The following is a 19045-nucleotide window of genomic DNA, read 5'->3' as shown; positions in this document are numbered from 1 at the left end:
TTGCCATGGGCATGACGCGCTCAGCGAGAGCTCTGACCCGGCCGCCGTGTCGCCGCCCCCTGCTCCGGGTGCGGCGATCCGCACCGGTGTCCAGCTCTCGCCGTCCCCCCATGCCAGGGAGTCCAGGTATGCGCCTGAACGTCTCAGCCCACCTCCCCACGTCCCACGGCAGACATCCCACCCTCCTCCTCACCTTCGCCGCCGTGTTCGCGCTCGTCGGCGGACTTCTGCTCGCCTCGTCCGGACGGGCCGGGGCGGCCGCCGACCCGATCGTCTCGACCGGGAAACCCGCCACCGCCTCATCCGCCGAGACCTCCGCGCTCGGCGCCCAGTACGCCTTCGACGGCGACCCCGCCACCCGCTGGGCCAGCACCGAGGGCACGGACCCGCAGTGGGTCCGGGTCGACCTCGGCGCCACCGCCGCCGTCTCCCGGGTCAAGCTGAACTGGGAGGCCGCCCACGCCAAGGCGTACCGCGTCGAGATGTCGACGGACGGGGTGACGTGGACCCCGATCGCCCAGGAGACTGCGGGCGACGGCGGCACCGACGACCTGACCGGCCTCACCGGCACGGGCAGGTACCTGCGCGTGTACGGCACCGCGCGCGGCACCTCGTACGGCTACTCGCTCTTCGAGGCCGAGGTGTACGGCACCCTCGACGGCGGCCCGCCGCCGACCGGTGCCTTCACCGTGGTCGCGGCCGGTGACATCGCCGCCCAGTGCACGGCGTCCGACAGCAAGTGCGCCCACCCCAAGACCGCCAAGCTCGCCCAGCAGATCAACCCGAAGTTCTATCTGACGATGGGTGACAACCAGTACGACGACGCCCGGCTCGTCGACTACCGCAACTACTACGACAAGACCTGGGGCGCCTTCAAGGCGAAGACCCGCCCGGTCCCCGGCAACCACGAGACGTACGACCCGGCCGGCTCCCTCGCCGGATACAAGTCGTACTTCGGCTCCATCGCCTACCCGCAGGGCAAGAGCTACTACAGCTACGACGAGGGCAACTGGCACTTCATCGCCCTCGACTCCAACTCCTTCGACAAGAGCGCCCAGATCGACTGGCTCAAGGCCGACCTGGCCGCCAACAGCAAGAAGTGCGTCGCCGCCTACTTCCACCACCCGCTCTTCTCGTCCGGCGGGCACGGCAACGAGCCGGTCTCCAAGCCGGTGTGGAAGATCCTGTACGGCGCCAAGGCCGACCTCGTCCTGAACGGGCACGACCACCACTACGAGCGGTTCGCCCCGCAGGACCCCGAGGGCAAGGCGAAGGCCGACGGGATCGTGGAGATCGTCGGCGGGATGGGCGGCGCCGAGCCCTACCCGATCGAGGAGATCCAGCCCAACAGCCAGAAGCGGATCAGCGGCCCCTACGGCGTGCTGAAGATGGACTTCACCGACTCCGGCTACGGCTGGAGCTACGTCGGCACCGACGGTCAGGTGAAGGACACGAGCCCGAAGTACAGCTGCCACTGATGTATCTGGCAGCCAACGGCCGCCCGGACGCGCCGCCCCGCCCCGCAGGGGCCCGGCGGCGCGTTCCCGGCACCGTCCTCGCGCTCGGCGCGGTCAGCCTCGTCACCGACGTCTCCTCCGAGATGGTCACGGCGGTGCTGCCGCTCTACCTGGTCCTGGGCCTCGGCCTCTCGCCGCTCCAATTCGGCTTTCTGGACGGCCTGTTCAACGGCGCGACCGCGCTCGTCCGGCTGCTCGGCGGGCGGCTCGCCGACCGCGGCGGCCGGCACAAGCGGGTCGCGGGGGCCGGCTATCTGCTCTCCGCGCTCTCCCGGCTCGGCCTGCTCCTCGCGGGCGGCGCCACCGGAGGGATCGCCGCCTCGCTCGCCGCCGACCGGCTCGGCAAGGGCATCCGCACCGCACCGCGCGACGCCCTGATCTCGCTCAGCGGCCCGCCGGAGACACTCGGCCGCTCCTTCGGCGTGCACCGTGCGATGGACACCACGGGCGCGCTCCTCGGACCGCTCGTCGCCTTCGCCGTGCTGTGGGCGACCGCCGACGCCTACGACGCGGTGTTCGTCGTCAGCTTCTCCGTCGGCCTGCTCGGCGTGCTGCTGCTCGTCCTGTACGTCCCGGGCGCCGTCTCCGGACCGCCCGCCCCCACAACCACCGTCAAACACAGGCCACTTCGCGACCCCGCCTTCCGCCGCATCCTGTACGCGGCGTCCCTGCTCGGCGCCGCCACCATCGGCGACGCCTTCCTCTACCTGCTGCTCCAGCGCTCTCTCGACCTCCCGCCCACCCTGTTCCCGCTGCTGCCGCTCGGCGCCGCCGCCGGCTATCTGCTGCTCGCCGTCCCGGCGGGCCGGATCGCCGACCGGACCGGGCGCCGGCTGCCGTTCCTGCTCGGGCACACCGCCCTGCTCGGCGCGTACGCCATGCTGCTCGCCCCCGTCTCCTGGACCACCCTCGTGGTCGTCCTGGCACTTCTGGGGATCTTCTACGCCGCCACGGACGGGGTCCTGATGGCGCTCGCGGGTCCCGTGCTGCCCGCGCACGGCCGGGCGAGCGGGCTCGCGATCCTGCAGACCGGCCAGGCGCTGGCCCGGCTCGTCGGCGCCGCCGGGTTCGGGGCGGCCTGGACGTTCTGGGGGCAGGGGCCCGCCCTGTGGGTGGCGGCACTCGCGCTGGCCGGGGCGCTGGCCGCCGCCTGGCGCGTCCTGCCCGCCGCGGTCACCCCGGCCGCCACCCCGCCGTCCCCGCCGTCCCCGCCCTCTCCCGCTCCGGAGGCATCATGAATCTCCGCAACCGGCAGCTCCGCCTCGGCCTCGTCGTCGCCGCCGTGCTCCTTCTCGGGGGCGGCTCCCTGGGGTACGTACTGCAGGCACGGCAGCGCGAGCTTCCGCCGCAACAGGCCCACGCCGACGCCTCGTTCACCCTCGCCGAGCCCGGACTCTACTTCCGGGACGCGGCCACCGGACGGGTCGCGCGGCAGCCCGGCCGCGCGGCGCCGCGCGTGAGCGGCGGCCCCTCCTGCGACCGGTTCTACGCGGCGGGGCAGCGCGCCCTGTGCCTGCGGAAACTACCCGGGGTGCCCGCCCGCTCCCAGGCCCTCGTGCTCGACCGGCGGCTGAAGGAGGTCCGCCGGGTGACGGTCGCGGGGATCCCCAACCGGGCCCGGGTGTCCGCCTCGGGGCACCTCCTGTCCTGGACGACGTTCGCGACCGGCGACTCGTACGCCACCTCGGCCTTCTCCACCCGTACCTCGATCCTGGACCTGCGCACCGGCTATCTGGTCAAGTCGATCGAGGGGATCCCGCTGACCGTCGACGGAGCCCGCTACCACTCCCCCGACGTCAACTACTGGGGCGTGACCTTCGCCCGCGACGACAACCGCTTCTACGCCACCGTCTCGTCCAAGGGCAGCACCTACCTCGTCGAGGGCGACCTGCGGAAGTGGTCGGCCAGGGCGCTGCGCAAGAACGCCGAATGCCCTTCGCTGTCACCGGACAACACCCGGCTCGCCTTCAAGAAGAAGGTCTCCGACGACCCCGGGGCGCCCTGGCGGCTCCATGTCATCGAGCTGGCGGACATGCGCGAGCACCCCCTGGCCGAGACGCGCAGCGTCGACGACCAGGCCGCCTGGCTGGACGACGCGACCGTCGGCTACGCCCTGCCGGGGCGCGACGGCCGCAGGAGTGACATCTGGTCGGCCCCCGCGGACGGCACCGGCGCTGCCCGTCTCATGGTCCCGGGCGGCTCCTCACCGGTCGCGGTGCGCTGACTCAGGCGTCCCGTCCGCGGTCCCTCGCGGCCGTGTCGCCGAGTCCTTCCATGAGGGCGGCTGCCCAGCAGGAGTGGTCGTGGCCGCCGGAGTAGACGCTGAGCGAGGCGTCGAATCCCCGGGCCGTCATGCGTGCGTGCAGGGTGCGCAGGTCGTCGACCATCGCGCCTTCGTTGGAGCCGACGTCCATGCGGATGGTGACGTCGCCGACCGGTGCGGCGGCGGCCTGCTCGGCTATCCACGTGTCGGCGCCGGGGGCGGTCGCCTCCGGGCGTGCGGTCATTCCGGGGCGCCACCAGGTGGAGGCCGAGTGGGCGAGCACCGTGCCGAAGGCGGCCGGGCGTCGCAGGGCCGTCGCCAGTGCGGTGAGTCCGCCCAGGCTCTGTCCGCAGAGGACGGTGTGCCGGGGCCCGGCCCAGTTCGGGAGTTCCGCGGTGACGGCGGGCAGGAGTTCGTCGGTGAGCATATCGATGAAGTGCGGGCTGGCGCCGAGTTGGCGCATGCGCGCCGCGGGGTCGGCCCCCGCTTCGATGCCGAGGACGGCCATGGGCGGGATCCGGCCGGCCCGTGCGGCCGTGGTGATCGCGGCGGTGATGCCGTACCGGTCGAACCACTGCTCGCCGTCGAACACGACGAGCAGTCCGAGTTCGGCCCCGGAGTCCTCGGTGGCGGGGACGAACCGGCGTACGCGGTAGGTGGTTCCGTCGGCGGCGGTGAAGTCGAAGGCATCCGTCCGGCCCACGTCCGCGCCCATGCCCGCGTCCCCTGGGGAAACGGCGGGCTCCGTGGGCCAGTCGGCCAGTGAGGGTGCGCCGTCGAGTTCGATCAGCGAGCCGAACGGCCCGGCGGCCCGGCGGTTGAGCGGGTCCATCCTGTCGTCGGGCAGTCCGCGGGACGAGCCGCTGCGGGGGCCCTCCGGTGTCAGGTACGGATCGTCGGGACCGAACGGGTGGATGCGGTAGCCGCACCGCAGGCCTTCGGGCAGCCGCAGGCTGACGTACCAGACGTCGGTGCCGTCGAGGCGGCGCATCATCCCGCGCCGTACACGGTGCTTGTCGGTGATGCGGTTGGCCAACAGATAGACGCCCGCGACGGGTTGGCCCCCGCCCTGGTCCCCACCCCGGTCCTGGTCCTTGCCCTCGCCCTTGCCCTCGCCCTTGCCCTCGTCCTGGTCTTCGCGCCACACCACCGTCACCAGACGTTCATCGGGCACCCCCGGGACGGGTTCGATCAATGGTGCACCCGTAGCGGCGAGTTCTCGCCAAAAGTGATCGAGAGCCTCTCTGCCCTGCGCCTTCACCTCCCCCAACAGCCTTGCCAGTCGTGGACTTTCGACCTCCGCGCCCACTGTCGAGATCGCCATGGCCTGCTCGCCCCCTCCGGGAAACTTGTGATAGCAACTGAGGTAAGCCTAACCTAAGCAAGTCGGGAGAAGATCTATGCGAGTGCTCTTCGTCGGACCGCCCCTGTACGGACTGCTGTACCCGGTCCTGTCGTTGGCGCAGGCGTTCCGGGCAGAGGGTCACGACGTCGTGGTGGCCAGTGCCGGGGACTTCACCAAGCGCGTCGCCGAGGCCGGGCTCGTGGGCTTCGACGCCGCACCGGAGTTGGACTCCGAGGCCGAGTACCGCCGGGGAGAGAGCCGTCGCAAGAAGCTCAACCTGGGTACGAAGATGGGGAAGTTCTCCTTCTTCGGGGACGAGATGGCGGACGCCCTGGTGGACTTCGCCGGTCAGTGGCGGCCGGATCTGGTGGTCTATCCGCCGCTCGGCGTCGCGGGACCGCTGGTGGCCGCCAAGTACGACGTGCCCGTGGTCATGCAGACCGTCGGCTTCGGACACCAGCGCTGGCACGTCGAGGGCGTCACCCGCTCGATGGCCGACGCGTACGCCCGGCACGGCGTCGCCGCGCCCCAACGGGACCTGCTGTGGCTGGACGTGGCCCCGCCCAGCATGCGGGTGCTCGACGAGCCCGACCTCTGGTCGATGCGGTACGTGCCCTTCAACGGCGGCACCGTCCTGGAGGACTGGTGGAGCGCCGACACCGGACGGCCGCGCATCGTCGTCAGCCTCGGCACGCTCAAGCCGATGGTCGACGGCATCGACCTCATCAAGTGGGTGGTGGAGTCCGCCCACGAGGTGGACGCGGAGTTCGTCCTGTCGCTCGGTGAGCACGGGCAGCAGGAGATCGACTCGCTGCCCGACAACGTCCGTCTGGTGTCGTGGATCCCGATGGGGCCGCTGCTCGGCCGCGCCTCCGGGTTCATCCACCACGGCGGGGCGGGCAACACGCTGACCGCTCTCTCGGCGGGCGTTCCGCAGATCGTCTTCGGCCAGGGTGCGGACCGGCCCACCAACGCCAGGACCGTGGAACGGCGCGGCTGCGGGTTCGTGCCGGGCGAGCAGGGGCTCGTCAAGGCGGACATCGACCGGCTGCTGACGGACGGTTCGCTGAAGGCGGCCGCCGCCGAGGTGCGGGACGAGATGCGGCAGCAGGACCCGCCGGTGGTCGTCGCCAGGCGGCTGGCCGACCTCGTCTCCTGGGGCTCCCGCCTCGGGTCGGGCACGCGCCCCGGCCTGACCTCGGCCCCGGACGCCGCTTCCGGTCCCGCCGCGGGCCCGGCCACCACTTCCGGTCAGGCACCGGGCCCGGACGCCCACCCCGACCTGGTGGCAGTACCCGCACTCAAGAACGTCTGAGGAGACATGCCGACTTCACCTCCCCCCACAGCCCGCGCCGGCTGGCTGCGTCGGCTGATACGCATCTGCCTGAGCCGCCGACGGCTCATGACCGCGATCGTGTTCTCGTCCATCCTCAGCATCGTCCTGGTGACACTGGGCCCGCTCCTGACCAAGGACGGCGTGAACCAGGCCGTCGCCGGTGACAACAGCGGGATCGCCAAGGTCGCCGCAGGGCTCGTGCTCATCGCGGTCATCGACTTCGTCGGCAACTACGTACGCCGCTTCACCGGCGGCAAACTCGCCCTCGACGTCCAGCACGGCCTGCGCGAGGACGTGTTCCGGAGCATCCAGCGGCTCGACGGTCCCGGCCAGGACAGGCTCCGCACCGGCCAGGTCATCTCCCGCACCAACAGCGACCTCCAGCAGATCCAGCAGATGCTGACGATGCTGCCGGTGCCGCTCACCGTCGTGACGTACTACCTCTTCGGCATCGCCGCGATGCTCTGGCTCTCGCCCCGGCTGACCGTGGTCACCGTGGTCGTGGTCCTCGCGCTCGGCGCCGTCGCGATGTGGACCAGGCGCCGGGTCTTCGAGACCTCGGCGCGGGCCGCCAACGACGCGGCGGAGGTGACCGAGCACCTCAAGGAGGTCATCGACGGCGTCCGCGTCGTCAAGGGCTTCGGCCAGGAGGAGCGCGAGATCCGCTGGCTGGAGCGGGCCACCCGCGGCCTGTTCGGCAGGCGCATGCGGATGATGCGGGTGCACGCCGCACCCGGCGCGACCATGCTCGCCCTCCCCGTCCTGGGTCAGATCGCCGTGCTGGTGTACGGCGGCAGCATGGTCATGGACGGCTCGATCGACATCGGTACGTTCATCGCCTTCGCCGCGTATCTGACCATGCTGACGGGGCCGACCCGGGTGTTCGCCTCGTACCTGGTGATCGGCCAGCGCACCCGCGCGTCCGCCGAGCGGATCTTCGAGCTGATCGACTCCCGGCCGGAGATCCACGACGGCACCGCCGAACTTGCCGGAGAACCCACCGAGTTGATCTTCGAGAACGTCGGATTCGGCTACACCCACGACGATCCGGTCCTGCGCGACGTCTCCTTCCGCGTCGGCGCCGGGGAGACCGTGGCGGTCGTCGGCCCCTCCGGGTCCGGCAAGTCGACGCTGTCGCTGCTGATCCCCCGGTTCTACGACGCGACGTCCGGCACCGTCGCCCTGGGGACCGCGAACGGGCGCACCGACATCCGCGACCTGCGCCTGGACTCCCTGCGGTCGCACGTCGGCGTCGTCTTCGAGGAACCGTTCCTCCTCGCCCGCAGCGTCCGCGAGAACATCGCCTACGGCCACGAGGACGCCACCGACGAGGAGATCGTCGCCGCGGCCGAGGCGGCGGGCGCGCACGCGTTCATCACCGCACTGCCCGCCGGGTACGGCACCGAACTCACCGAACGCGGCCAGAACCTCTCCGGCGGACAGCGCCAACGCCTCTCGCTCGCACGGGCGTTGCTGAAGCGGCCCCCGGTCCTCATCGTCGACGACGCGACCTCCGCGGTGGACGCCACCACCGAGGCCGCCATCCACCGCGCCCTGGAGGACTACGTCGGCGGCGACCGGGTCACCGTGCTCATCGCCCGCCGCCGGTCCACCCTGGAGCTCGCCGACCGGATCGTGGTGCTCGACGGGGGCCGGGTCGCCGACAGCGGCACGTACGCCGAACTGGCCGAACGGAGCGTGGTCTTCCAGGAGTTGATCGCGGGTGACACGGACGACATCGACGCCCGTACGGCCCGCACGGCGAGCGAGCTGTGGCCGGACCCGGAGCCCGCGGACGAGGAGGACCCTCCGGCGGAGCGCCGCGACCGGTTCGCCGAGATCCCGGCCAAGGTGCTCGCCGACGTCGGACAGGAGGAGACCCGGCCCACCCTGAGGACGATCCTGCGCCCGGTGCGCGGCCTGCTGGCCGTCGCGCTCGGCCTGATCGCCTTCGACGCGCTGGCCCGAGTCCTTGTCCCCGTACTGCTGCAACGCGGCATCGACCACGGCATCTCGCCCGGCACCATGAGCACGGTCTGGTGGATCGCCGGGCTCTCCCTGCTGCTCTGCGCCGCCAACTGGTGCGTCTACACGTACCAGACGCTGATCAGCGCCCGCGCGTCCGAGGCGCTCCAGTACGCCCTGCGGCTGCGCAGCTACCGCCACCTCCACCGGCTCGGGCTCGACCACTACGAGAAGGAGAGCGGGGGCAGCCTGCTCACCAGGATGACCGTGGACATCGACTCCCTGTCGAAGTTCCTCCAACAGGGCATGGTGCAGGGCCTGGTGAGCGTCCTGACGATGGGCGGCATCGCCGTCGCCATGTTCGTGCTCGACTGGCGGCTCGCGCTGGCCGCACTGGCTCCGTTCCCGGTGATCGCGCTGATCACGCCGGTCTTCCGGCGGCTGAGCTCGGGTGCGTACAAGGAAGCGCGCGACCAGCTCGGCAAGGTCAACAGCTCGCTGCGGGAGAACGTCGCGGGCCTGCGCCTCGCCCAGGCCCACGGCAAGCAGAAGAGCACGGCGAAGCACTTCAGCGCACTGTCCGACCTGAACCGGCTCATCCAGGTGAAGGGCCAGCGCTACATCTCGCTCTACTTCCCGTTCCTGGCGTTCTGCTCCGAACTGTCCATGGCCCTGGTCGTACTGGCCGGCGGATACCTCGTGGCGAGCGGCTCGGTGACGACGGGTGTGCTCGCGGCGTTCCTGCTCCTCCTCGGCCAGTTCTACGGGCCGATCCAGCAGCTGTCGTCCATCTACGACTCGTACCTCCAGACCCGCACCAGCGTCCGCCAGGTCACCCAGCTCCTGGCCACCGAACCGACCCAGCGCCCCGCCGCCGACCCGGTCCCGGTCTCCGGACGCTTCCACGGCCACATCGAACTGCGGGACGTGACCTTCCGGTACGAGCAGGCCGCCGAGGACACGCTCACCGTCAGCAGCCTCACCCTGGAGGCCGGGCAGAGCATCGCCGTCGTGGGCGCCACCGGCGCGGGCAAGTCGACCCTGGTGAAGATCCTCGCGCGGTTCTACGACCCGGCGTCCGGCACCGTACGCCTGGACGGGGTCGACATCGGCAGGTACGACCTCGCCGGCTACCGGCAGCGGGTCGGCATCGTCCCGCAGGAGGCCCACCTGTTCGAGGGCGACATCGCGGAGAACATCCGTTACGGACGCCCCGACGCGAGCGACGAAGAGGTCGCCGCCGCGGCGGAGGCGGTGGGTGCCACGGCGACCATCGCCCGCCTGCCCGGCGGTTTCCGGCACGCCGTGCGTCAGGCGGGCGGCAATCTGTCGGCCAGTGAACGGCAGCTCGTCGCGCTCGCCCGGGTGGCTCTCGTCGACCCGGACGTACTGCTGCTCGACGAGGCCACCGCGATGCTCGACTCCGGTACGGAGAGCACGGTGCTCGACGGCATGTTCCGGGCCGCGCGGAACAAGACGGCCCTGCTGGTGGCACACCGCCTCACCACGGCCGCGCGGTGCGACCGCGTGCTGGTCATGGACGCGGGGAAGCCCGTCGAGTACGGCACGCACGAGGAACTCCTCGTGGAGAACGGGGCGTACGCGCGGCTGTGGCGCAGCGCGCAGCCGCAGGAGCCGTCCCGGAAGTCGCCGGAGCCCAGGCAGGAGGTCGATTCGATGGTCTGACGTACTCCCCATGGGGAAGCCCCCTCGCGAACGGCACGTGCGAGGGGGCTTCTCCGTTGTTCGTACGTCGTCCTCGTGGTGCGTACGTCGTCACACGTGCTGCGCCTTGCGCTCCCGCAGCAGCAGCCACGCCAGGAACAGGCCGCCGCCCACCCCCGTCACCACACCCACCGGCATCAGCGCCGATCCCGTCACCCGCTGCGTCACGAGATCCGCGGTCGTCACCAGGAGGGCGCCGGTCCACGCGGACGGCAGTACGTTCGGTCCCGGCGCCCGCGTGATGCGGCGGGCCAGTTGGGGCGAGGCCATCGCGAGGAACGGGATCGGTCCTGCCGCGGCCACCGCCATGGCGGTCAGTCCTGTGCCCGCGCACAGCAGGATCAGCCGGCTTCGCTCGGGCGGCACGCCGAGCGCGCCCGCCGTGTCGTCGCCCATCTCCAGCATGGTCAGCCGCCGCCCGTGGACCAGGACGACGGGGACGCAGACGACCAGGCCCGCGGCGGCGATGAGGACCTCGTTCCAGCCCCGGTCGTTGAGGGAGCCGAACATCCAGCTCGCGGCCTGGGCGGCCTTGCCGATGTCGGCGCGTATGTAGAGGAAGCCGGTAGCGGATCCGAGCACCGCGGACACCCCGAGGCCGACCAGGACGAGCCGGTAGCCGTGCACACCGCGGCGCCACGCCAGCAGGTACACCGCAGCGGCCGTGGCGAAGCCGCCGAGCAGGGCGCCGATCGCGGTCTGCGCGGTGCCCGCGTTGAGGATGATGATCGCGACGAGCGCGCCGGCCGACGCGCCGTTGCCGAACCCGATGATGTCCGGGCTGCCCAGCGGGTTGCGGGTGAGCGACTGGAACACGGCGCCGGCCATGCCCGAGGCGAAGCCGATCAGGACGGCCACCAGCGCGCGCGGCAGCCGCAGGCCGAGCACGATGAAACCGGCGCCGGGCGGCCCGTCCCCGGCGAACGTCCGCAGCACCTCCAGGGGCGACAGCTCGACCCTGCCCGTACCGACGGAGAGCACCACCACGCACGCCGTCAGCACGAGCAGCGCGACACAGACGAGCATCGTGCGCGGTCTGAGGCGGACCGAGTAGCGGCCGGTACGGAGCCGGTCGCCGCGCAGTTCGAGGCGGACCTGGTCGCTCCTCTTCTTCGTGTCCTCGACCAGGCTCACAGCTTGGCCACCTTCCGCTGGCGTACGAGATGGATGAAGAGCAGGCCGCCGAGGAACGACGTGACGAGGTCCGCCTGGATCTCGGAGGGCGACACCACGATCCGGCCGATCACGTCGGCCACGAGCAGCAGTCCTGGCGCGAACAGGGTGCAGTACGGGAGCAGCCAGCGCGGGTCGGGCCCGGTGAACGCGCGCACCGCGTGCGGGATCATCAGGCCGATGAAGCCGATCGGCCCGCACACGGCGGTGGCACTGCCGCACAGCAGCGTGATCGCGGTGATGGACAGGATCCGGGTGCGCCGGACCGAGGAGCCGAGCGCGCGGGCATGGTCGTCGCCGAGCGCGAGGGCACCGAGCGGCCGGGCCAGGGCGAACGCCAGCAGGGCGCCGGCGATCAGCAACGGCAGTGCGGCGAGCAGGAGTTGGGGGTCCCGCTTTTCGAGCGTGCCGACGGCCCAGTAGCGCATCTGGTCGAGCGTGCTCAGGTCCCACAGCTGCAGTCCGTTGACGTAGCCGAACAGGGCCGCGTTGACGGCGGTCCCCGCGAGCGCGAGCCGGACCGGGGTGGCCGAGCGGGTGCCCCCGAGCGCGTGCACGGCGACGGCGGCGACGGCCGCGCCCGCCAGCGCGAACCACAGGTACCCGGTGAACGACGTGATGCCGAACACGCTGATGGCGGTGACGACGGAGGCAGACGCTCCCGCGTTCACCCCCAGAAGACCCGGATCGGCAAGGGGGTTGCGGGTCAGGGTCTGCATCACACCGCCGGCCAGACCGAGCGCCGCACCGACCGCGATCCCGATGAGCGTCCGTGGCAGCCGCAGCTCCCGCACGATGTTGTCGAACCGCGAACCCGAGGGCGAGAAAAGGCCGGACCAGACGTCGCCGAGCGGAATCCGCTGCGCGCCCACGGCCAGCGACAGCAGGGCCGCCACGACGAGGAGCAGCACGCCGATGACCAGACCCATCAGGCGGGGCGGGCGACTTCGGGAGGGGGCCGGTGGTGGTGCTGTGGTTTCTCCAGGACGGAGCCGCGTTTCAGTGAGCATATGGTTAGCTTAGGCTAACCTTACTGACCTTGTTCATCGTTGCGCCGTCGAACTCCCGCAGCCGGTATCGGTAGTTGCCGAACCGTTCCGCGGTAGTTGCCGAACCGTTCCGCCCATCGCGCTTAGGAGCATCACGCACATGTCCTCCCCCCGATCCTTCCGCCGTACGGTCCTGATGTCCTGCGCCGTCGCCGTCGCGGGAGCCCTGTCCCTCAGCGCCTGCGGCGGTGACAGCGGCGACACGCAGAAGGCCGGGTCGGCCGGCGACCGCCAGATCACCGACGCCAAGGGCCGTACGGTCAAGGTGCCCAGCGCCCCCAAGAAGGTCGTCGCGCTCAGCGAACCCACCCTGGACGCCGCGCTCGCGCTCGGCCTGGAGCCGATCGGCGCGACGGCGAGCCGCGGCCAGAAGGGCGTTTCCACGTACCTCGCGGACAAGGCGGGCAAGGCGCAGGTCGTCGCCACCGTCGCCGAGGCCGACCTGGAGAAGATATCCGTACTGGAACCCGACCTGATCCTGCTCGACGAGACGACAGGCGCGAAGAAGACCGTCGAGAAGCTTCAGGCGATCGCACCGACCGTCGTCACGGCGAAGCTCAAGGAGGACTGGAAGAAGTCCTTCACCGACACCGCGGACGCCCTCAACAAGAAGCCCGAGGCCGAGAAGTGGCTGAAGGACTTCGACACCCAACTCGCCGACACCAAGAAGAAGTTGGGCGGCAATGCCGGAAAGTCCGTCTCCGTGATCCGTTGGCAGGACGGCGCGCCGTCCGTCGTCGGCAAGGGCAGCGGCGTCGTCGGCTCCACCCTCAAGGCGCTCGGCATGACCCGGCCGAAGGACCAGCAGGGTGCGAGCAGCGGGCACAGCGAGCCGGTCTCCCTGGAGAAGCTCGACACCATCGACGGCGACTGGATGTTCTTCGGCACTCTCGGCGACAAGGCCGACAGTGAGAAGGCGTTCGGCGAGGCCCGGAAGGTCACCAACTTCAGCAGCCTGAAGGCCGAGAAGGAGGGACACGTCGTGGTCATCCAGGGCTCGGCGTGGAACAGCTCCGGCGGGCCGCTCTCCGCGCAGGTCGTCCTCGACGACCTCAAGGGGGCCCTGACCAAGTGACCTCCCGGCCCCGGAACGCCCCGCCGTGAGCCGGGCGTTCCGGGGCCGGGCGTTCCGGGGCCGGGCGTCGTCAGTCGACGATCTGGTCCCCGTCGGGTACGTCCTCGACCGTGACCAGGTCGCGGGGCAGCCCGAGCCCCTGTGCGACCTCGCGGCCGAGCCCGTCGAAGTCCGGCCCGGCCGGGACCGGCACCTGCTCGCCCTCGCCGTAACTCTCCACGGCCTTCGTGAAGTAGCTCGGGTGCCAGGCACCCACCGCCCCCTTGACCTGGACCGCGGTCACGGAGCGGCCGCCGACGAGCTTCGCGAGTGCGGTCAGGATCTCGTCTGACCGCAGTTCGCCCGGCACCTGGAACAGGCTGGCGTGCGCACCTGCCAGCCCACCGTCGCCGAGTCGCACGGTGACGGTGAGGCAGCTGGTGACACTGGGGTAGGTGATCACACCCCCGGGCCCGACCTCCTTGACCTGGCCCTCCGTGATCGTCGCCCGGTCCTGGGCCTTCGCCCGGTCCTGGACCTTCGCCCGGCCCTGCACCGCCGGGTCGGCCGCTGCGTGCGTCCCTGCCGCTGCGGGCCCGTATTCCTGGGCATGGGCTGCGGAGCCGAGCCCGACCTGGCACGCGAGGAGCACCGCCGGGAGGGCCAGGGCGCACACCGCGGTGAGTCCGCGCCCGGGTGCACGGGCGGCTCGGAGCGGATTGCGGAACGGCTGGGTCGGGCGCACGGATTGTCTCCTGTGGGGTAGGGGGTCGGACGTCATGCCAGCAACTTGGCACCCGCCCAGTCTGCGTGGTCGCTGTTGATGCCGTCACCCGCGTCGGTGACCTTCAGGACCAGGGACTTCACGCCCTTGACGTCGACGTCGACGGTCTGGGCCGGGCTCGTCGGCGTCAGCACCGCCGGGGTCTCGTACAACTTGGTGCCGTCGCCCCAGACTTCGAACCCGACGGTCGCGTTCGCACCGACCTCGTCATCGACGCCCACGTCCGACCGGAACCGCGAGTAGGCGCCGTTCAGGGCGTACGTCACAGTGCTGTTGGCGTGCGTGCCGATGCCCTTGGCGTACGCCGTGCCGTTCAGCCCGATCGGATTGCCGTCGACGCTCCGGTCCTTGCGCACCGTACCGAAGTCGCTCCGGGCGTCGCTCCAGGTGAGATCGCTCAGATCGACCGACTGGCCGCCCCCGCTCCCGGCGGTGGTGGTGACGGAGACGGCGGTGCTGGCGCCGGAGGAGTTCTTGGCGGCGTCCACCGCCTTGACCGTGAACGAGTACGACGTCGAGGCCGTCAGACCCGTGGCGGTGTAGCTCGTGCCTGTGGACGTACCGACGAGCGTGCTGCCCCGGTAGATCTGGTAGCCGGTCACACCGACGTCGTCGGTCGAGGCCGTCCACTTCAGGTCCACGCTGGTGGCGGTGGTGCCGGCCGCCGTCAGTCCGGCCGGGACGCTGGGGGCCTCGGTGTCACCGGCCGTGGCGCCGGTGCTCGCGGTCACGGACGCACCGGCGGCCACCGGGACCTCCACATAGGAGACCGTCTTGCCGTACAGCGACTTGGTCTTCGGCGTCTGCGCGACACCGTTCACGGTGATCGAGGCGGGGGTTCCGTAGAACTGGGCCTCCCAAGTGACGGCGGAGCCCGCGTTGTTGGTCAGCGTGGAGGCCGTCGTGCCGGTGTGCTTCAGCTTGAGGTCGCTGTCACCGACCTTGAGGTGGTCGATCTCCACCCACGGCGTCTCGGCGGTCAGCCGGGAGACGGTGGCCACCTTGTGGTTCGGGGCGTCCGGCTGCACGCCCATCATGCCGTCGGTGACGCTGCTGACCGCGAGGAAGGCGATCTCCGGGTAGGTGTTGCGGCCGGTCATGAGCTTCTTGAGCCAGGCCCAGCCCTCGTCCGGCCGGTTGTACTGGTAGTACATCTCCGGCAGGTAGGAGGTCGCCTCGACGTTCAGGTCGTCGTCGTTGGCGGCGATGAAGTCCAGATAGCTGTTGGTCCTGGGGCCGTGGTCGCCGAGACCGGTCAGCATCATCAGGAAGCTGGCCTCGTGGCCCCAGCTGCTGAAGCCCGTACCGGCCGCGTCCTTGCCCCGGACGTACCGGTTGTTCGACGCGTCCCACCACTTCGCCTCGAAGTGGTCGCGCACCCGCTTGGCGCGGTCGGCCCACTTCGTGCTGTCGGCGGTGTTGCCCTTCGCCTTGAGGATCTCCGAGTAGGCCAGCATCGACTGGTACTGGTACCCGAGCGAGTCGCCCGCCGAGACCAGCTTCTCGTTCGGGAACTCGAAGTACGTCGCCGTGTACTCGCCTTCCTGCTTCTTCGAGACCGGCTGCTCGGCGGAGGGGTTCGCGTCGTCCCAGACCACCTCGTGGTCGGTCAGGAACTCGTTCATCGTCGAGTCGTAGTACGCGGAGAGGGTCGGATCGTTGATCCAGTCCGCGTTGCCCGTCCACTGGTACTGCTTGTACGCCTTGGCCATCACGTTGAACGGCGACGGCAGTTCCCGGAACCCGGTGCCGTCGATGTAGTACATGGCGCCGTACGAGCTGTGTGCCCACAGCGGCCAGCCGTTCTGGCCCGGATCGTCGGCGTCGGCGGCGAAGGTCTTCAGCATGCTGAAGGTCTCCTTGTCCAGGCCGACCGCGTGCGCGCCGTCGGACTGGTGGGAGATGTCCCGGTTGTAGAAGGACTCCCGGTTGGTGTACGCGCCCCAGTAGCCGGGGGTCACCGAGGTGTGGGTGGCGTCCTTGAGGCGCCACCACTCCGGTTCGTGTCCCATCATCGGGTTGCCCGGGTAGAAGGTCATGCCGAGGGCCCGGTTCTTGCCCCAGTTGAAGCCGTCGTTCAGCGTCGCGTTCGGCGAGTTGACGGTGAGCGTGCTGGTCGGCGGGCCGACGTGGGCCTGGATCGTGATCCGGTCCACGCGCGGCACGTCGCCGGCGGACGTGGCGGTCAGCTCGATGGTGTCACCGGCCTTGAGGGCGACCTTGCTGGACGTCCGGGTGTCGATGTTCACCGGGTCGGTGTGGTCACGGCCGTGGCGCAGGGACGCCGCCCAGGAGTCCACCTCGGTGGAGTTCACGGAGAGCTTGTACGTCACGCCCTTCTCGGCCTTGCCGTTGTAGCGCGTGATGAGGTCGTACGTCCCGTCGGCGCCGTCGAAGACCGTCTTGGCGGTGCTCGTCCGCCCCGAAGCGCCGAGGGCGTAGGTGACCTTGTCGACCGGCTTGTCCTGCCAGGTGTGGTCGACGGTCTCCGTCGCGAAGTTGGTCAGCGACATGCTCTCGACTTCGAGCACGTAGGGCCCTGCTGCCGCCTCCGCCGCCGCGGGCGAATCGGGCAGGGCTGTCGCGGTACCGGCCATCGCCAGTACGGCGGTTAAGGCACAAGCCAATCTGCGCATGCGCGATCGGTCCTTTCGAGTGGGGGTTCTCGTTCCGGGGACGGTCGACCTCGACCGCCCGACCGTGGGGGGATGTGGAACGTGCCGGGGTGGAGCGCTCCCGGCGGTTTTCGGCGGCTCCATCCGTCACTCGCCATGTTGGAAGACGTTGAACCGCGTTGAATATTGAGGACTTCACGGCGAAGCACTGTCAAGAGCTGTGACGGACCCGGCTGTTGCTCCCGCACTCCCGAACGGACCCGGCACCCCGCCCCGATCCCCATCGCGTCCGCCTGGACAAGGTCAGGTATCCGCAGGCCAGGGGCGTGAAACGAGCGGGTCGACCGAGCATCCGAGGCGGGCCCGATCATCAACTTGCAGTCGCCGACCGGCGCTGATTCATAAAATTTCCCATGTGACATTGCATAGTGCGGCAAGCGCGAGTAACTTTCCGACCCGCAAGACTCACAACCGCACACCCGGAACAGCTCTGCTCTGGCCGAGGGGGAGGCAGGCTGGCGCGTCAGCGGTGGAGGCGTACCGGGTCGCCTCCAGGCTGAGCAGCGTCGAGCCGGATTGATCGAGGTCCTCGAAGACCTGGAGCCGACCACCGAGGTGAGGTCCCGGTCCGCCGACGAAAGGCATCGGCCGGGCGTCCGCCGGACCGCCGGTCTGCCGGTTGCCGGTCTGCCGGTTGCCGGTCTGCCGGTTGCCGGTCTGCCGTTGGCCATCGACGCAGGCATCCGCCAAGTTCCGGCGGCCCGGCCGTTCCCCGGTCGGCGAGGAGGACTCGGCAGCCGCAGCTGTACGGGACGCAGTCCCCGCCTCGCCACCAACGGGCAGACGGTGCGGCTGCCGACGAGCGTCCCGGCCGACCCGGATGCCGACAGGGCCAGTGTCGGCCTGCCGCTCGCCGCCCGCTGGGTTCCGGCGAGGAACTCCCGGTCGTGGCAAGGGCCTTGGGAACCGCGTACGCCACCGCCCGGACGCGCGTGCGTGACGCGGGCGGAGTCCCTGACGCGCGGACTCAGGCGCACGCGGTGACCCTGCTCCAGCAGCGGCGGACCCTGCCCCCGGCCCCGTACCAGGCAGCCCGCACACCCCGGGCGCCCCAACCACCGCACCCATCGGAGCGGGTGCCCACGGGCGCCGGGGCGCGGCTACGTCCTGGAGGACGGTCCGCGGCGGTCTGTCACGCGGTGCAGTGCTTCTGCGCGTCCAGGCGCACCTTGCGGCCGGTGAACTCCTCCAGGACGGCGATGTTCTCCGGGGAGTAGTTCGTCGCGGTGATCCTGTCGGCGTCCCGGCTGCCCAGCTTGCCGGTGTAGGGCGCGGACTTCTCCAGCCAGTAGGCCGTCCGCAGGAACTGCGTCAGAGCCAGGTCGCGCAGTTTGGGTTCGGCCTTGATCCTGGCCCAGTAGTCGGGGTGCTTGTTCTTGGCGACGCGCAGGTAGAGCAGCAGGTACCGCAGGTTGGTGGCGGCGATGTCCCGGGCGTTGCTGGCGCCGACCCCCTTGATGTACTCCTGGAGCACCGTCACCGCCGGCAGTCCGGTCAGCCCCGCGTTCTGCTCCGCAAGGATCCCCTGGAGGCGGTACTCCCCCTGCGTCCTGTCCCGCAGGTAGATGTCGTCCATGGTGGAGCTCAGGCTGTCCTTGATCAGCGGCAGGATCTCCTTGCGGGGGAAGCCACCGTGCACGGGCACCTTCAGCGCCTGTTGACTGCCGTTGATCCACGCAGCGGTCCGGACGTCCCAGTCGGTCCGGGACGGGTCGAGGTCCCACATGTGGGTCTCCTCGTGGATCGCCACCATCATCGATTCGGCGAACCCGTCGAAGCTCCGCTTGTCCACGAACTGGTCCCAGTACTGATCGTTGGCCTGGGCGATCGCCAGCGCCTCGCCGCTGGGCCAGCGCCGTTTGTACATCGCCTGGAGGGTCCGCATCCAGTTCGAGGAGTTGAAGGCCGCCTTGAGGTCGCTCAGGTCGGCGTTCGGCTGCGACGGTTCGTCGTAGCAGTAGGGATCGGGGACACGGATCTGCCCGGTGTCTCCGGAGGGGCTGGCCGACGCGGGGCCGGACGCGAGTGCGGTGCCCGACCCCAGGGTCAGGACGAGACATGCGGTCAGCAGACGGCGGGAAACTCTACGGCTCACGAGGACCTCATCTCGAAGCGATCGTGCGGAGGCGCCGCAGGGTGGGGCGCTGCGCCGCCCGTCG

12 protein-coding genes are annotated in these 19045 nt (G+C 70.6%); 6 read left to right on the top strand and 6 right to left on the bottom strand.

From position 1 onward, the window contains the following. The first annotated feature begins 128 nt into the window (after positions 1 to 128). The 3 genes from ACH4SP_RS10900 to ACH4SP_RS10890 are packed head-to-tail and all read left to right on the top strand — an operon-like array spanning position 129 to position 3741. Positions 129 to 1478: a discoidin domain-containing protein gene (locus tag ACH4SP_RS10900; protein ID WP_398412894.1), complete on the top strand. Its 1350-nt coding sequence runs from the start codon at positions 129 to 131 to the stop codon at positions 1476 to 1478. Further along, positions 1478 to 2755: an MFS transporter gene (locus tag ACH4SP_RS10895; RefSeq protein ID WP_398412892.1), complete on the top strand. Its 1278-nt coding sequence runs from the start codon at positions 1478 to 1480 to the stop codon at positions 2753 to 2755. Before ACH4SP_RS10900 ends, ACH4SP_RS10895 begins: the two co-directional genes overlap by 1 nt. Then, on the top strand, positions 2752 to 3741 hold the full coding sequence (locus ACH4SP_RS10890) for a hypothetical protein (protein ID WP_398412889.1): 990 nt from the start codon (positions 2752 to 2754) through the stop codon (positions 3739 to 3741). The genes ACH4SP_RS10895 and ACH4SP_RS10890 overlap by 4 nt, the downstream gene beginning before the upstream one ends. A 1-nt stretch (position 3742) precedes the next feature. Here ACH4SP_RS10890 and ACH4SP_RS10885 read toward each other — a convergent pair whose 3' ends face one another. Further along, complete coding sequence (locus tag ACH4SP_RS10885; RefSeq protein WP_398412887.1) at positions 3743 to 4954, bottom strand: alpha/beta hydrolase; 1212 nt, start codon at positions 4952 to 4954, stop codon at positions 3743 to 3745. Between the two features lie 226 nt (positions 4955 to 5180). On the opposite strand from ACH4SP_RS10885, the gene ACH4SP_RS10880 reads away from it, so the two are divergent. Together ACH4SP_RS10880 and ACH4SP_RS10875 are read left to right on the top strand one after the other, a co-directional pair. Further along, positions 5181 to 6440 carry a glycosyltransferase gene (locus ACH4SP_RS10880; protein WP_398412885.1) on the top strand — a complete coding sequence of 420 codons (1260 nt, stop codon included), beginning with the start codon at positions 5181 to 5183 and terminating at the stop codon, positions 6438 to 6440. 6 nt (positions 6441 to 6446) lie between these two features. Further along, complete coding sequence (locus tag ACH4SP_RS10875; protein ID WP_398412883.1) at positions 6447 to 10112, top strand: ABC transporter ATP-binding protein; 3666 nt, start codon at positions 6447 to 6449, stop codon at positions 10110 to 10112. 90 nt (positions 10113 to 10202) lie between these two features. Here the strand turns inward: ACH4SP_RS10875 and ACH4SP_RS10870 are convergent, their stop codons facing one another. Together ACH4SP_RS10870 and ACH4SP_RS10865 are read right to left on the bottom strand one after the other, a co-directional pair. Further along, entirely contained in the window at positions 10203 to 11285 is a 1083-nt protein-coding gene (locus ACH4SP_RS10870) for a FecCD family ABC transporter permease (protein WP_398412881.1), read from the bottom strand. Continuing rightward, entirely contained in the window at positions 11282 to 12334 is a 1053-nt protein-coding gene (locus ACH4SP_RS10865) for a FecCD family ABC transporter permease (protein WP_398412878.1), read from the bottom strand. Before ACH4SP_RS10865 ends, ACH4SP_RS10870 begins: the two co-directional genes overlap by 4 nt. Positions 12335 to 12473: 139 nt before the next feature. Here ACH4SP_RS10865 and ACH4SP_RS10860 point away from each other — a divergent pair, with 139 nt between their 5' ends. Beyond that, on the top strand, positions 12474 to 13448 hold the full coding sequence (locus tag ACH4SP_RS10860; RefSeq protein ID WP_398412876.1) for an ABC transporter substrate-binding protein: 975 nt from the start codon (positions 12474 to 12476) through the stop codon (positions 13446 to 13448). Between the two features lie 70 nt (positions 13449 to 13518). On the opposite strand, the gene ACH4SP_RS10855 is transcribed toward ACH4SP_RS10860, so the two are convergent. The 3 genes from ACH4SP_RS10855 to ACH4SP_RS10845 form a co-directional block, all read right to left on the bottom strand. Continuing rightward, complete coding sequence (locus ACH4SP_RS10855) at positions 13519 to 14172, bottom strand: hypothetical protein (protein ID WP_398412874.1); 654 nt, start codon at positions 14170 to 14172, stop codon at positions 13519 to 13521. A 32-nt stretch (positions 14173 to 14204) separates the two neighbouring features. Then, entirely contained in the window at positions 14205 to 16847 is a 2643-nt protein-coding gene (locus ACH4SP_RS10850) for an NPCBM/NEW2 domain-containing protein (RefSeq protein ID WP_398412872.1), read from the bottom strand. Between the two features lie 1171 nt (positions 16848 to 18018). Beyond that, a complete protein-coding gene (locus ACH4SP_RS10845; protein ID WP_398412870.1) occupies positions 18019 to 18981 on the bottom strand; it encodes a hypothetical protein in 963 nt (320 codons plus the stop codon). Between the last annotated feature and the right edge of the window lie 64 nt (positions 18982 to 19045).

Origin of the sequence: Streptomyces sp. NPDC021093 (genome assembly GCF_044333135.1) — a bacterium.
Classification (GTDB): domain Bacteria; phylum Actinomycetota; class Actinomycetes; order Streptomycetales; family Streptomycetaceae; genus Streptomyces.
The sequence above is the reverse complement of the archived record's forward strand: the minus strand, read 5'-3'. Positions and strand labels throughout refer to the sequence as shown.